Here is a 15257-nt window from a genome sequence, read left to right as displayed (position 1 = left end):
CTTAAAGTGAAACTTCGGTTTCATCTCCAGGCTGCACTTTGCTTTTATACATTACTTTTTACGTTTAATGTAAGTGCAGCCAATTACACTTTATACCATTGGCCAGTAGTGGACGATGACTTTGTTATTGTTAATGTAAAGCTAAACGGTCGTTCTGTTATTTCTGATTTAGAAGGTTACTACACTCAATCTGGTCGACTTCTATTGCCTATTTCACCACTTGATAGTGCACTTGGTATTGATTTACAAGTAGAAAATAAACAAATAAATGGGGTTATCAAGAAAAGTGAATTAATTTTTACTATTTCAAAACTCGAACATAAAGTGGATTCAGATGAGCTGCCTGTATGGACTGAAGATGACTTTGACCATTATATTGATCTCCAGATCATTAATACTGTGCTGAACATCGACGCTGATTTTGACTACACCTTAATGCAGTTAAGCTTGACCACCAATCAACTCGAATCAACTCAGAACAAAACGCCTATATTACCTGTCATTCGCCGTCAATTTACTTCTCCGGAGTTCGACATTGAGGTTGCTGATCAATTTCAGAGAATAACTTATCCTGTCACTGATTATTCTCTCACTTCTAGCTATTTATCAAGGCTTGAAAAAAGCAAAAACCTACTCACTCTCAATAGTTATTTCGACGCATTCGAACATCAAGCTCAATTTAGGTTTAACCAAAATGAAACTGGCACTAACCAATTCATTAAACTCACAAAGTCATATGAGGACTCAAACCAAGAAGGACTAATCACTCAACTACATTACGAACTAGGTGATATTCAGTCTCAACGAGATCCACTCATCATGAACTTTAGCCAAGGTCGTGGTGTATACCTATCAAATATAAACCCGAACACCTCACAAAGCTTCTCAACAATAACAATAGAAGAAGCTACGCTGCCAGGCTGGCTTGCTGAACTCTACCGTAATGGGCAATTTGTCGCGTCTTCGGAGTCTACCGATGAAAATATTGTGCGTTTTGAAGATGTGGAAACATTTTATGGCAACAACATCTTTGAAATTCGACTCTATGGTCCCCAAGGTGAGCAGCTCACTAAAACCAGAAAGATCTCTGTGGGTAATACTGCACTTGCTAAAGGTCAAATGAGTTACCAGCTAGAATTATTAGATAGCACGCGTAATGTACTAAATGGACAATCTAACAATGCTGCTAGTTTTGGTAAGTCTATATCTGGCAGTGTGTCTTATGGTTTATCAGATACCCTCACCTATGATATGGGTTTGAACTATTTAACTGGAGATGAAAACAGTCGTTATCTTAGTACGGGTTTGCAGAGCAATTCTGAGCTTGGCAGTTTCAAATTTGTGGGTGCAAAACAGGTTGAGTTTGGCTCAGCTTATTTTGCAGGTTACCGTGGTGAAACGTCAAAGTTTACTGAAGAGAATATCAATATTAACTTTGAATACAGCCACCTGAATGAATTCAATAGTGCTGTATTTTTAAAACAAAATTACCCTTTAAAATCCCGTGCCTCACTGAGCCTCAATAGTCGCTTTTGTCAGTTTGATAATTTAAGTTGGAACTTAAGATTTTTAAATGAAAAGCGAGAACAAAAAGAAACGCGTCAATTCACCCAATTTGGTCTCAATGCAAGTTATTTAGGAGGGAACTGGTCCAGTCGTTTTCAATATGACAAGCTTGAAGATGAATTAATCAATCAAAGTTATTGGTCTATGGATCTTGGTAAATGGCATTGGACTAACTCTGTTGACTGGAAACCATTTGAAGACAAAGAGCTGCTCAATTATCGGAGCAGTCTCCGGTGGCCACAAACCAGCCAAATGTTTAACCAAACACAGTTAAGCTATAACCCACGCTCTGCAGCAAAAGTCGTGCTCGGCCATCAATATACTTACCGTAATGATGTATTTAATATTAGCCTTAGCGGGCAATATGATAGTGAAGATGAGTGGCTAGTATCCTTGGGGATCAGCGGCACAATAAGCTTCGACCAATTCAATAATAACATCAATTTTTTGCCCCCTCGTTCATTAAGTTCAGGGCAACTAGCAGTAGAAACTTTTGTTGATCAGAATAAAAATGGGATTTTTGATACACAAGATCAACCCATTGCGGATGCAAGTTTCACTGGTAATTATTTATGGAAAGAGCACCGAACGAACTCCAACGGGCAAGTTTTACTACCTAGCAGTACTGGCGGGCAAATTTTGAGTTTAGATTTGATGAGTCTGTCTAACCCATACTATCAGCCAGTTAATAATCGCATAAAAGCGTCTTCTCACAGAGGTGGCGTAACCAATATCAAAATCCCTATTAATATTGTCAATGAGGTTGAAGGCACGCTTTATTACACGACCAATAACAAGACTAAGCCTGCTTCAGGCGTGTCTGTGCTATTACTCGATGATGAAGGCAACATACAATACGAAACCATCAGTGAATATGATGGGTACTATTTTTTTCCTAAGGTGAAAGCTGGTGAATACAGTATAAAACTAGAGCAAAACCAATTTTCTGTAGATAACTTAATCACAAAAAACCTCCCAGAAAAGATAGTCGCGCCAGAGTATGGAGATACTGTTATTTTGAGAGACATCGTACTTCAAGATAAAACACAGTTGCTTACACAGCCCACTGACACATACAAAGCGCAATATTTTGTTCAACTAGGTGTATTTAAGAAAAGGTTTTCAGCAAATATCGTTGCTCACAGTATTCAAGCGCTTAACTTCCCGCTACAGCTATATCAACACTTAAATCATGAAAACTATTACCTTGTTGCGGGTCCGTACAAAACTAAAAAACAGGCACAATTCGTCATTAATCAGGCCTACTCTCAACCAGTTTTATTTGGTAGTTTTATGATAGATGCCAGAAAATATGATTCTATAAATTGGCAACGGATCGATAGTAATTTTGAATTACCTACTAAACCTCAAACTCAAACAAGACCTAAAACAGCCCATTACTATTGCCAATATGCTCTTTATGCAAAGCGCTCTTCCGTGAATGTGCCACTCATTGAATCAAATAAAAATATCTTTCTCTCTGAAATAAGCAAGCAAGGGAAAAGCTACACGGTTGTATTATCTGGGCCATTTGAATCTATTGGTAAAGCAGAATGTGACACAAAAATAAGTACTGCACTAAATGAAAAAAGCGCCCCCATCATTAAACGCTATAAAGAGCTTAATAAGATTACGGATTTATTTGATTAAAACGCACTGTATTAGTGATTGTATTGATGTTCGAAACCTTGATGCATTCGACTTCACATTGACTAGCAAAAGACTCTAACTGCCAGCCTTTATTCTCTTTTTTCAAGAAGCAAGCCGAATTGATGCTATCAAATTTTAAGGCGTTAACCACTCTACAACTGGAAAACTCTCCCAATACCTGAATTTTACTTTGCACTTCTGGACGCCAACCTTTAATGCTCGCTTTGAAGTTGGCCGAAGCCCCTTTTGCAGGTTGAAAAGATAAGGTAACGGTTATCAGTAATAACAATAAAATAAGCAGTAAACGCATGGTTAATATGTCCTTATATACAGGCTTCACTTCCTAAGTTAAGACATAATTTACTGTATGAGTGTAGAAGGGATATTGAGATTAAACAAAGGGAGGTTTTTTTTCGTCTACCTACTGACACAAAAAAGCGCGAACTCGTCGCGCTTTTTATCTTCAAAGCTTAGCTAAGCCTACTTAACTTATGATTGGCATACGCCCTTGCCTCAGCAAGTCGGTTACTACTTCCCTGACCTAAACGGTAAAGTAGGTAATAACAGTAAGGCACAAAGGCTAAACTAGTCAGCGTTGAAAAGATTAAGCCACCGATAATCGCAATCGCCATGGGTTTATAATCTAATACACCTGAATCTGCTGAACTACTATCGAATAACACAGGTAACATACCAATTACCGTCGTCGCCACAGTCATCAAGATTGGGCGTAAACGTGTTGAACAAGCATCAACAATCGCTTGCTGTAAGTGCTCTGCTGAGCCCTTAAAGCGGTTGATCTGGTCAATCAAGACTATGCCATTGTTTACCACAATACCCATGAGTACCAACATACCTAGCATGCCTGTTTCACCCAAGCCCATACCAAGTAGTGCAAAGGTCCAGTAAACGCCAACAAAACCAAGGCCTATCGAGCTTAGAATTGCAATTGGCAATAGCAATGACTCAAACAACGCCGCCATGATCATAAAGATCAAGAAAAGCGCAATCATCATATTAAAGACCATGTCTTTCATTGACTCATCTTGCTCAGCAAATTTAGGGCCTAAGCCCCATGAATAACCTCGCGGTAATGTGATCGCGTTCATCATCTGGTTCAACGACTTAGCGGCTTCTTTGTGACTCACATCTTGAATATTCATCTCAATAGAAATCTGAGTTTGACGATCTCTGCGTGAAATTGTGCGCGGGGCTGGACGTGTTTCTATTTCTACCAGTTGTTGCAAGGTTAAAATAGCGCCGTTTGATTCCATGACGGGTAAGCTTTTAAGTTCTTCTATAGGAATAGCTCCCTGTTCATAGTAACCCGCGATAATTTCAACTTCACCTTTGTCTAAAGTCCTCAGCGTTTTCAAATTGAGACCACGCATGGCATTACCAATTTTAGTGGCAATTTCTTGCGTCGAAACACCCAGCTGCATAGCTCGTTGTCTGTCTACCACCAGCTGCATTTCATAGACATCGCCCTCAGCACTATTTTTTACATCAGTAAAATGTGGGTGGGCTTCAAGCACAGGTATAAGTTGCTCAGCCAACTCATTTAATTTTGCAGTCGAACGACCGAATAGATAAACACTCACCGCCGTTCGAGATCCAGCTTCTCGTTGCAAAGACGCTTTTGCATACGCTGATTCAGGAAAGTTTTCACGGATATCTTTTTTAATATCCTCAATGGGTCTTGGTAAGTCTTCAACAAAACGAATACTTGACCATGCGCCTCTTTGATAAACGCCAGAGTAAAGTTTTTGAATCCCAAGAGATTGCTTGTTATCGAGTAAATAAGTCTCTATTTCTTGCAAAAACGCGAGTTTTTTATCGAGCTCAGGTTCCCCCTTAAACTCATAAAAAATCTGTAATCGTTTCTGTGACTGGGCGTCACTTGAGCTCTTATCAACAATACTTTTTGCCAGCATGACACTGGTAAACAGAATCAAGAAAAAAGCGCCCACTCGCTTAGGATGGCTAAGACCCCAATTTAATGCTTTGCGGTATTTTTGTTGTGCTTTATCTGAGCCAGATTCGTTTGCGCCTGCATTGTCTGGTAAAACACGATACATACACAATGGGATCAGAGTTTTCGCAACTAATAATGACACCAATAATGGTACACAAATAGACACAGCTATCTGCTGTAACATCACAGTTAAGAAATTACTATCACCCATGAGCAAAGGCAAAAAGATCACCACTGTAGTGAGTGTTGCACTCAAAATAGCCGTGCTGACTTTATCAACGCCCTCTATGACAGCAGTTTTACCCGAGTCACCTTGTGCTCGTTGTTGCAAGATACTCTCACAAACTACCACCGAGTTGTCGATAAGCAAGCCGATGGCGATGATCAAGCCAATCAAGGTCAGCATATTTAAGCTGAATCCCATGAAGTAAATAATCGCCAACGAAATACTTAATGAAACAGGCACTGCAAGCACCACAACGCCGGTCAGTTTGAGGTTACGTAAGAAGAACCACAGTACAAAGAATGATAATACCGCCCCGATTGCGCCAGCCTGTAACAATGAAGAAATTGATACTTCAACACTGTTACCATCATCTCTGTCATATTGAATATCAATATGTTGCAGTTGTGGCTTTTGCATCACTTCATCAAGAGTTTCACGAATGCGCTTTGCCACATCAACCACATTTGAATCCGACTCTCTGAAAATATCTAAGCCTACCGCAGGTTGACCGTCAACACGACGCTGCCATTGACGCTCACTCAAAGCATAGTGCACGTTGGCAATGTCAGAGAGTTTCACTCGCTCATTGATGCGTTGCGCACGAATATCTTCGATATCACGATATTGGCCCTGCGGTGTCACCGCATAGCGATAATCTTCTGTATGTACTTCACCCACAGACTTTAAAAAGTTGGCTTCTTGAAGCACTCGCGTCACTTGTTGAATATCAACGCGATGCATGGCGAGTTTGTCAGGATCAAGTTTCACCCAAATTCTTGGCTGACGTAAATAAAGCTCTACGCGCCCCACGCCTTGAATCCGCTCCAATGGCATTTTTAGGTTGTTTTCTAAAAACTCATAGTCACGATTTAAAGATTTTTCACTCAATAATGTTAATTCAACAACCGGCATATCTTGGGTTGAAAATTTCATTACGTCTACGCGTTGTAAGTCTTCAGGTAAAAGGTGTCGAACCAAATCAACCTTCTCACGTGCTTCTAAAATTGCCACATTTAAGTCGGTCGAAAACTTCATCTGTAGGGTAAGTGACGTCCACCCTGAAGAAGTACGAGAAGTGACTGAGTTCACGCCACCCATGGTTGCCAAAGCTTCTTCAAGCGGTTTTGTTATAAGACGCTCAATCTCTTCAGGCGTCGAACCTGGGTATGATGCTCTTACAAACACGGCAGGTGCATTGACCGCAGGCCAGCTATCAAGGGGAATAAGCTTACTGCTCATAAGACCAGCTACTATCATTGATAGCATCAACATAAAGCAAGTCACTGGCCGCTTTAGGGCCAGTGCAGTCAGGTTTTTGATTGATTTAGCCTGCTTCATAGTCCGCCTTACCTAAGTTCTCATTTACTTGCACTTGGTCACGGTTAAACACACTATACAAAACAGGAATAACAATCAGAGTTAAGAAAGTCGCAATTAATAGACCGCTCATTACCGTAATCGCCAATGGCGCACGTAATTCAGCGCCTTCCCCTGTTGCCATCGCCATAGGCAATAAACCCAAAATTGTGGTCATGGTCGTCATGATGATTGGACGTAAACGTGAGTTGGCTGCTTCTAAAATAGCATCTAACATCGCGTAACCTTGCGCGCGTAACTGGTTAATACGGTCAATTAATACAATGGCGTTGTTTACTACAATACCGCTTAGCATGATCAAGCCAATAAAGGTGATCACACTTAAACTGGTATCCGTGATAAATAATCCAAAGATTGACCCGAGTACCGCCAGTGGCACGCTGAATAAAATGATGAACGGATTTAACAATGACTCAAACTGTGAAGCCATCACCAAGTAAACCAAGAACACCGCCAGCAATAGCGCCATCATTAATGACGAATAGGCTTCTTCCATTTGCTGATTCTGACCAATCACTTGGCTATAAATACGTTCAGGTAACCCTAAAGATGCCACTTCACTGCGAACGACCTGCGCAGCTGTTGCTAAATCACCTTCTTTCACAGAGGCTGTAATGATGGCAACGCGCGCCTGATCTAAACGATTGATTTCGTTCGGGCCAATAGACTCAGTGACTTTTGCAACCGCTGACAAAGGCACGCTCTGGCCATTCTCACCATGAATGATTAAGTCGCGGATCGCCGCCACTGAGTTACGTGAATCACGATCAACCTGAACCAAAATATCAACCTGACGATCATCTAGGTTATATTTGCTAGCGACATTACCGCCTATTTTGGTTGCCAGAATATCGGTGATGCCGGCAGCAGTTAAACCTAAGCTACTTAAACGTTGATGATCAAACTCAATTTTCAGCTCAGGTTGTCCTGCTCTGAGCGATGTTGTGACATCGGCAAAACGGTTTTGCTGTTGTAGTTGTGACACCAATCTATCGGCGTACAGTTTTAACTCATCAAGCTGATAACCACTCATCACCACAACTAAAGGACGCTCTTGTTCAAACATACGACTTTGCGTGAACTCCGCATTGACCTGCGCCATGCCAGATAGTTGCGCACGTAACGCATCTTGCACCGCACTTAGTTGTGCTGGTGTTTCAGTTTTAACAACCAGTTGCCCCCAGTGAGAGCCGCCGCGTGTCGCACTGCTCATCATCAGACTACCTGTGCCCGACATACTATAAGTGTGCACCACACCTGGCATATCAACGACTGAGCGAGCCAGCAAATTAAGCTGCTGGTCGGTTTGTTCGATCGGCGTGCCCTGGCGCAGCGTTATTTCTAGAGTCAGCTCTGTTTGCGCCACTTCAGGCATCAGCTCCATGCCCAATTTAGGCAATAAACTTGCAACACCCACAGCAAAAATTAAAGAAATTGAAATGACCAATGCGCGCTGTTTCATCGCGCCTTTAAGTAGCTTGTCATACCCTTTGGCAAAAATTTTATAGACACCATTGAATGCAACATAAGCTGGATAAGTAATTTTGCTGGTGCACCAGCCAATAATTTTCGACAGCATCATAATGAGGCGCAATATCCAACGCCCAATAAAACATGGGATCACAACTGCTACAAACTTGAATGGCAGTAATAACAGGCTAAGCCATTTCTTTGCACCTGTTTTCACGGGCTTTTCAGATTCAATGTTGTCAAGGTTTGCATCACCCGAGGCAATTGAAAACTGGCGTGACGCCAACATAGGAATAAAGCTCAGTGCCACAATTAATGAAGCAAGTAGAGCAAAGGTGACCGTTAGCGCTTGGTCGCTAAAAATCTCACCAGCAAAACCTGTGACAAATGCCAAAGGCGCAAATACTGCTAATGTTGTTAGCGTAGACGCTGTTACTGCACCCGATACTTCATTGGTACCTTCGATTGCAGCTTGTTCAACATCTTGACCTTGCTCTTTTTTACGATAGATATTTTCAAGCACTACGATAGCGTTATCGACCAATAAGCCAACCGCCAGTGCAATACCGCCTAAAGACATAATGTTTAGGCTGATGTTATTGGCAAACATCAAGTTAAAGGTTGCAATGATGGAGGTTGGAATAGCCAGTGCAATAATGATTGTCGGCTTAAACTTACCTAAGAAAAGATACAAAACCACAATCGCAAGTAGACCACCAATAATGGCAGTTTGCTTCACTTCATCAATGGCTTTTTCAATAAACTCAGCCTGATTTGAGAGAATTTTTAGCTCAGCATTTTCTGGTAATTCGTCCTGTAGCTGTTTGATCTTAGCCTGTACACGTTTGGCCACAGCCACCGTATTGGCATCGCCCTCTTTGTACAAAGCCATCTCGATTGCTTCGTTTCCATTAACTCGAGTAATATCTTGGCGCTCTTTTACACCGTCAACCACAGTGGCAATGTCACGTAAATAAACCGTTTGTCCGGCATCTTGTTTAATAATGACATCGCCAATTTCTTCGATATAAGTAAACTGGTTAAGGGTGCGAACCAAAAACTCTTGCTGACCGTCATAAACTCGACCGGCTGACACATTAATGTTTTCGTTTTTAATTCGGTTTGTGATCATCTCAGCGGTCACATCACGAAGATTGGCTTGTTGTTGGTCAATAAGCACTTGTATTTCTTGCTCTAAACCACCACTGAGCTGGACTGCTGCAACCCCATCAATAGGTTCAAGGGCGCGCTTTAACTCTTCTTCTGCGTAGGTACGCAGTGATCTTAGTTGTGTGTAAGATTGCGCATCACCTGAGATGCTTAGTCTTAAAATTGGATCTAAAGATGGGTTAAACCTTAAAATGACGGGTTTTCTCAGTTCAACGGGTAACATCACCATATCGAGTTTTTCGCGAAGCTCCATGATGGCCAGATCCATATCTGTGCCCCATTGAAACTCGATGACTAAGTCTGATTGACCCGGTTTAGAAATAGAATGCAGTTTGCGAATGCCTTTAACAACACCCACAGCTTCTTCAATTGGTTTTGAAATCAATTGTTCAATTTCAGCGGGGGCCGCACCGGGGTTTTCTGTTCTTACTGTTAAAGTTGGGTAACTTAGATCAGGTAGTAACGACACCACAAGGCGTGAGAACCCCACCATACCGAACAACATCACCGCCAAAACCAACATGGTTATGGTCACTGGGCGCTTTACAGCAAGCCTAGCAATATTCATACTCTGTCCTTACTTCTGGCGCGATTAAAGCTGTTGAGATTTGTCTTCAGTATTGGTCACGATGGCACTTTGGTCGTGATTTAACACTTTCAGTAAAGCATCGTCTTTCAGGCCATGTTGACCTACAGTGATAACGCCATCTTCACTCGAAATAGGCGTGATAACTTCTACCCAGCCGTCTTGGGTATAACCCGTTTCGACTTCAAGCTTTTTAGCTCTGTCATTTTGTGCAACAAACAGGGTTGCTTTACCATCTTTTTTGATTACTGCGTTTTCAGGCACCAAGGTAACACCTTGTTTGCTATCAAGTAATAAGGCAACACGGGCAAACATCCCCGGCTTTAAAATATTCTCTTGATTATCAATCGTCAGTGTGACCTTAAAGGTGCCTAACTTGCTATCGACCAAAGGTGCTATACGCAATACAGTTGCTTCTAGTTGTAGATTCGGCTCTGCAGGAAAGTGAAGCTTTGCAACTTGGCCAAGCTTAACTTTACTAAGCTCTGACTCAGGCAGATATACCACACCAATGAGTGAGTCCAGTGACACAACATGGAACATTTCATTGCCTAAATTACTTAGCATGTTATGTGCTTTGACTGAACGTTTTGCGATAACACCGTCAATCGGCGAAACAACTTTACTGTCGCGAAGTTTAATTCTGGCAACTTCAAGTTGATTTTCTGTGGTTTGCACTCTAAAACGCAGTTTATCAAGGTCTTTTTCAGAGATCAGTTGTTTGCCGTCAACTGGCTGGCTACGACGGTACTCTGACTTTGCTGATTCGTAATCAATCTTGGCTCGCTCAAAATCTAATTCATAATTGCGCGGGTCAATTTGTGCAAGTAACTCTCCAGCACTCACACGCTGACCTTCTTGAGCATGCACAGATTCAAGCATGCCCGTTACCTTATTAACCACTTTACTTTCTTGCTCTGCTTCTAAAATGGCAGTGGTTTGATAAAACTTGGCAACATCACCTACTTTTGAAAAGGTGACTTCGACAGGAATTGCAAACTCTTCTTTTTCTTGTTTTTTCGCTGTTTGCTCTGTTTTGCTATCAGCTTTTTCAGTGCTTTCTTCGCCTGAGCAGGCCACTAAGCCTAATACTGATAACGCCAAAAGTGATTTTTGAAATGAATTTAGCAACGACATATTCCCTTCTTATTTTACTAGCCATATGTTATTTGCTCACATCATAAGCGAAAAGGTAAAGAAAAAATAACGCTCATTTTGTTTATTTGTAAGAGTTTGTAAATTGGAAACAATTGGTAACATTTGATCTAAACCAGCTGAGAACTCATATAGACTAAATAACTGGAAAATAAACAAAATAAATCACAATTCCTACAAATTAGACTAGGCTCAATATAACGAAATAGCCCATTTTCTAGAATAACGCACAAACCTAACAGGTGGACATATGTACGATGATTTAACTTTAGAACACTTTATGGACGGGCTCATTAAAAGGAATCCGCATGAGCCTGAATTTCATCAAGCTGTCAAAGAAGTCGCAGAGTCTGTTATTCCTTTCATAAATAAAAATAAGCAGTATCAACATGCTCATATTTTAGAAAGAATGACTGAGCCGGATAAAGTCGTGTTCTTTCGTGTTACTTGGGAAGATGACGAGGGCAATATTCGCATCAATCGTGGGTATAGGGTGCAATTTAATAATGCCATCGGGCCTTACAAAGGTGGACTTCGCTTCGATCCATCTGTCAGTTTAAGTGTGCTGAAATTTCTAGGCTTTGAACAAACCTTTAAAAATAGCTTAACGACCTTACCCATAGGCGCAGGCAAAGGCGGCGCTGATTTTAATCCTAAAGGCAAGTCTGACAGAGAAATCATGCGCTTTTGCCAGTCATTTATGACCCAGCTTTATCAACATATTGGCCCTAATATGGATGTACCCGCCGGAGATATCGGCGTGGGATCAAAAGAAATTAGCTATTTATTCGGTCAGTACAAACGCATTACCCATAGAGTAGAAAGTGTGCTTACGGGCAAAGCCATTGAGTATGGTGGCAGCCTTATTCGCACTGAAGCAACAGGTTATGGTAATGCGTTTTTTATGCAAGCTATGCTCACTCACCACCAGCACGACATTAATGGCAAGACTTGCTTAGTATCAGGCTCAGGTAATGTTGCGCTTCATTGTGCAGAGAAGCTAATACATCTTGATGCCAAAGTGCTCACGCTTTCAGATTCAAGTGGCACACTATTTATCCCTGATGGCCTCACGCAAGTACAACTTGATAAAATTAAAGAAATCAAGATTCAGCAACGCAAACGGCTAGATGTATTGACCAATGAGTTTAATTGCGAATTTTTCGAAAATAAAAAGCCTTGGCATATCAATGCACAACTCGCTTTGCCTTGTGCTACTCAAAACGAGCTTACAGAAGAAGACGCAAAACAATTGGCTGAAAATAGCTGTATTGCGGTATCAGAAGGCGCCAATATGCCTTGTACGCCAGAAGCCGTCAAAGTGTTTCATGATAATAAAATCCTTTATGCGCCAGGTAAGGCGGCAAACGCTGGTGGTGTGGCTGTATCAGCTTTAGAAATGTCGCAAAACAGCATTCGTATGTCTTGGTCGCACGAGGAACTTGAAGAGAAACTGCACAACATCATGAAACAAATACACGATAAATGCGTGCAATATGGTGAACATGAAGAACACGTTGATTATGTAAAAGGTGCAAATATCGCGGGCTTTATTAAAGTGGCTGATGCCATGCTGGCTTATGGAGTTGTTTGATACTTATACAAAAAAGCCCAGCGACCGCTGGGCTTAATATCTTTTATTTAATGCTAACTGCTAAAAATTATTCAGATACTGGGAAGCCACGGTCACGCATTAACGCGCCTACTTCTGCATCACGACCACGGAACTTGTTATAAGCTTCAGCTGGATCCATTGCATTACGCACTGAGAATAAGTACTGAACTAAACGGTCGCCTAAGTCTTTGTCGTAGAAACCACCCGGTGCATTTGCAAATGCTTCTGCTGCATCAGAAGTTAATACCTCAGCCCATAGGTAACCATAGTAACCTGCTGAATAGCCTTCTCCAGAGAAGATATGACCAAAATGCGTTGTACGGTGACGCATTACAATTTCAGATGGCATGCCTAATTTCGCAAGTTCTGTTTTTTCAAATTCAACCGGATCGCCAATTAATTCAGGATCAGTCATATGAAATTTCATATCCATGATCGCAGACGCTAGGTATTCAGTTGTTGAGAAACCTTGGTTAAACGTTGAAGACTTTTGGATCTTTTCGATTAACTCTTTTGGCATTGGCTTGCCCGTTTTGTAATGAACAAGGTACTTATTGATCACTTCGTCAGTTGATAACCAACGCTCTAGTAACTGAGATTGGAACTCAGTGTAATCACGCACACCGCCGTTCGAGCTCGGGTATTTCACATTTGAAGAAAGCGCGTGTAACGCATGACCAAACTCATGGAAATAGGTATTCGCATCATCCCAAGAAACCAATGTCGCTTCACCATTTGGCGCCTTAACAAAGTTTGAGTTATTGGTGCTAAGTACGTTTGTTTTCCCTTGGAATGTCGTGTGTGAACGGAACGATGTTGCCCATGCACCAGAGCGCTTACCTTTACGTGCAAACGGGTCAAGGTAGAATAAACCAACGTGCTCGCCATTCGACTTGCGTTTCACTTCCCATACTTTCACGTCTTCATGGAAGACCGGCACTGAACCCTCTGGTACTGGTGTAAATGTGAAATCAAATAACTCACCCGCCACATAGAACATGGCTTCAGTTAGCTTGTCTGCTTGAAGGTATTCTTTCACTTCATTTGAGTCTAAGTCGTATTTCGCTTTGCGCACTTTCTCTGCGTAGAAACGGTAATCCCAAGGCGCGATAGTGATATTCACACCTTCTTTATCTGCTACCGCTTGCATGTCTGCCACTTCTTCTTTTACGCGTGCAATCGCAGCAGGCCATACTTTATTCATCAGTTCGATGGCATTTTCAGGCGCTTTTGCCATGCGATCTTCTAAACGCCACTGTGCATAGTTTTCGTAGCCTAGAAGCTGAATACGTTCATGACGTAGCTTTAAGATTTGGCTGATCACGTCACGGTTATTGTTTTCGCCCGCATTATTCCCACGGTTATAATAGTTATTCCAAACCTGCTCACGTAGTTCACGTTCTTCAGAATACTTTAAGAATGGGTCCATTGATGAACGCGTATTCGTTACGGCATATTTGCCTTCTTGACCACGCGCTTTTGCTGCTGCTTCTGCAGCTGAGATGTATGACTTAGGTAAACCAGCTAGCTGATCTTTTGTAAGATAAACAACATAGTTTTCTTCATCAGCCAATACGTTGTTGCCAAATTTAGAATGTAAGCCTGACAGCTCTAAGTTAATTTCAGCATAACGCTTGGCTTTGTCGCCCGAAAGTGTTGCACCGTTACGCGCAAAACCGTTGTAACGCATCCAAGTAATACGCTGCTCTTCAGCGGTTAAGTTTTTAAACTCATCACTATTGTAAACCGCTTGAATACGTTCAAATAAGGTTTTATTTTGCGTGATTTTAGAGCTCATCGCAGAAAACTTAGGCACTAGTTTACCTTGTAACTCACGAAATGCAGGGCTTGAGTTATTGTTTGCCCAAATGCCATAGTATGGGAATAAACGATCAAGTGCTTCACCTGACGCTTCAAGTGCCACTATGGTGTTTTGAAAAGTTGGCTTCTCAGGGTTATTTGCAATCGCATCAATCTCTGCAAGGTTTTCAGCAATTGCAATATCCAATGCTGGCTCTAAATCCGCAATCGTGACTTTGTCGAACTGTGGTACACCGTCATACGGGCCTGCGTACTTTTGCAATAAAATATTGTCGTATTGTTTTTCAACTTTTTGTACTACAGGTTCAACTTGTTGTGATGTGCTTTGCGTGCTGCTACATGCACTCAGTGCAACAACAACCGCTGCACTTAATAGAGAGATTTTTAGTTTCATTAAATATGTTCTCAGTTTGTTAACCCCTCTATGTTACGAGGCAAACTGGTCAGTGCAATAATAAATGCGATGAGAATAGTATCTAAATGTAAATCTGATGCATTATTTGACCAACAGCATATTTTTAATACTTAAAATCAGCATTTAACTAATTAACTTACCCTGTTATATTTTAACTTTAACTTTAACTTTAACTTTAACTTTAACTTTATCTTTAACTTTGACTTTGGTCGGTAAATCTTGGCTTCTGCG

The 15257-nt window shown here is 41.4% G+C and carries 7 protein-coding genes; 2 read left to right on the top strand and 5 right to left on the bottom strand.

Going from position 1 to position 15257, the window contains the following annotated elements; all coding sequences use genetic code 11:
- The first annotated feature begins 6 nt into the window (after positions 1 to 6).
- On the top strand, positions 7 to 3216 hold the full coding sequence (locus tag ABMY35_RS08350; RefSeq protein ID WP_349285780.1) for a hypothetical protein: 3210 nt from the start codon (positions 7 to 9) through the stop codon (positions 3214 to 3216).
- Here ABMY35_RS08350 and ABMY35_RS08345 read toward each other — a convergent pair.
- The 4 genes from ABMY35_RS08345 to ABMY35_RS08330 all read right to left on the bottom strand — a co-directional run bounded on the left by ABMY35_RS08345 (position 3197) and on the right by ABMY35_RS08330 (position 11157).
- A complete protein-coding gene (locus ABMY35_RS08345) occupies positions 3197 to 3526 on the bottom strand; it encodes a hypothetical protein (protein WP_349285779.1) in 330 nt (109 codons plus the stop codon). The two genes, ABMY35_RS08350 and ABMY35_RS08345, sit on opposite strands and share 20 nt — an antisense overlap.
- Positions 3527 to 3686: 160 nt before the next feature.
- Entirely contained in the window at positions 3687 to 6755 is a 3069-nt protein-coding gene (locus ABMY35_RS08340) for an efflux RND transporter permease subunit (RefSeq protein WP_349285778.1), read from the bottom strand.
- Positions 6742 to 10002, bottom strand: coding sequence for an efflux RND transporter permease subunit (locus tag ABMY35_RS08335; RefSeq protein ID WP_349285777.1), 3261 nt, complete (start codon positions 10000 to 10002; stop codon positions 6742 to 6744). Before ABMY35_RS08335 ends, ABMY35_RS08340 begins: the two co-directional genes overlap by 14 nt.
- Positions 10003 to 10026: 24 nt before the next feature.
- A complete protein-coding gene (locus ABMY35_RS08330) occupies positions 10027 to 11157 on the bottom strand; it encodes an efflux RND transporter periplasmic adaptor subunit (RefSeq protein ID WP_349285776.1) in 1131 nt (376 codons plus the stop codon).
- Between the two features lie 268 nt (positions 11158 to 11425).
- On the opposite strand from ABMY35_RS08330, the gene gdhA reads away from it, so the two are divergent.
- Positions 11426 to 12769: an NADP-specific glutamate dehydrogenase gene (gene gdhA / locus ABMY35_RS08325; protein WP_349285775.1), complete on the top strand. Its 1344-nt coding sequence runs from the start codon at positions 11426 to 11428 to the stop codon at positions 12767 to 12769.
- Positions 12770 to 12836: 67 nt separating this feature from the next.
- Here the strand turns inward: gdhA and ABMY35_RS08320 are convergent, their stop codons facing one another.
- On the bottom strand, positions 12837 to 15005 hold the full coding sequence (locus ABMY35_RS08320; protein WP_349285774.1) for a M3 family metallopeptidase: 2169 nt from the start codon (positions 15003 to 15005) through the stop codon (positions 12837 to 12839).
- Positions 15006 to 15257: the final 252 nt, after the last annotated feature.

The organism is Pseudoalteromonas sp. BZB3 (assembly GCF_040104455.1).
Classification (GTDB): domain Bacteria; phylum Pseudomonadota; class Gammaproteobacteria; order Enterobacterales; family Alteromonadaceae; genus Pseudoalteromonas.
Note: the sequence above shows the minus strand (reverse complement) of the source record. Positions and strands in the feature narration are given on the sequence as shown.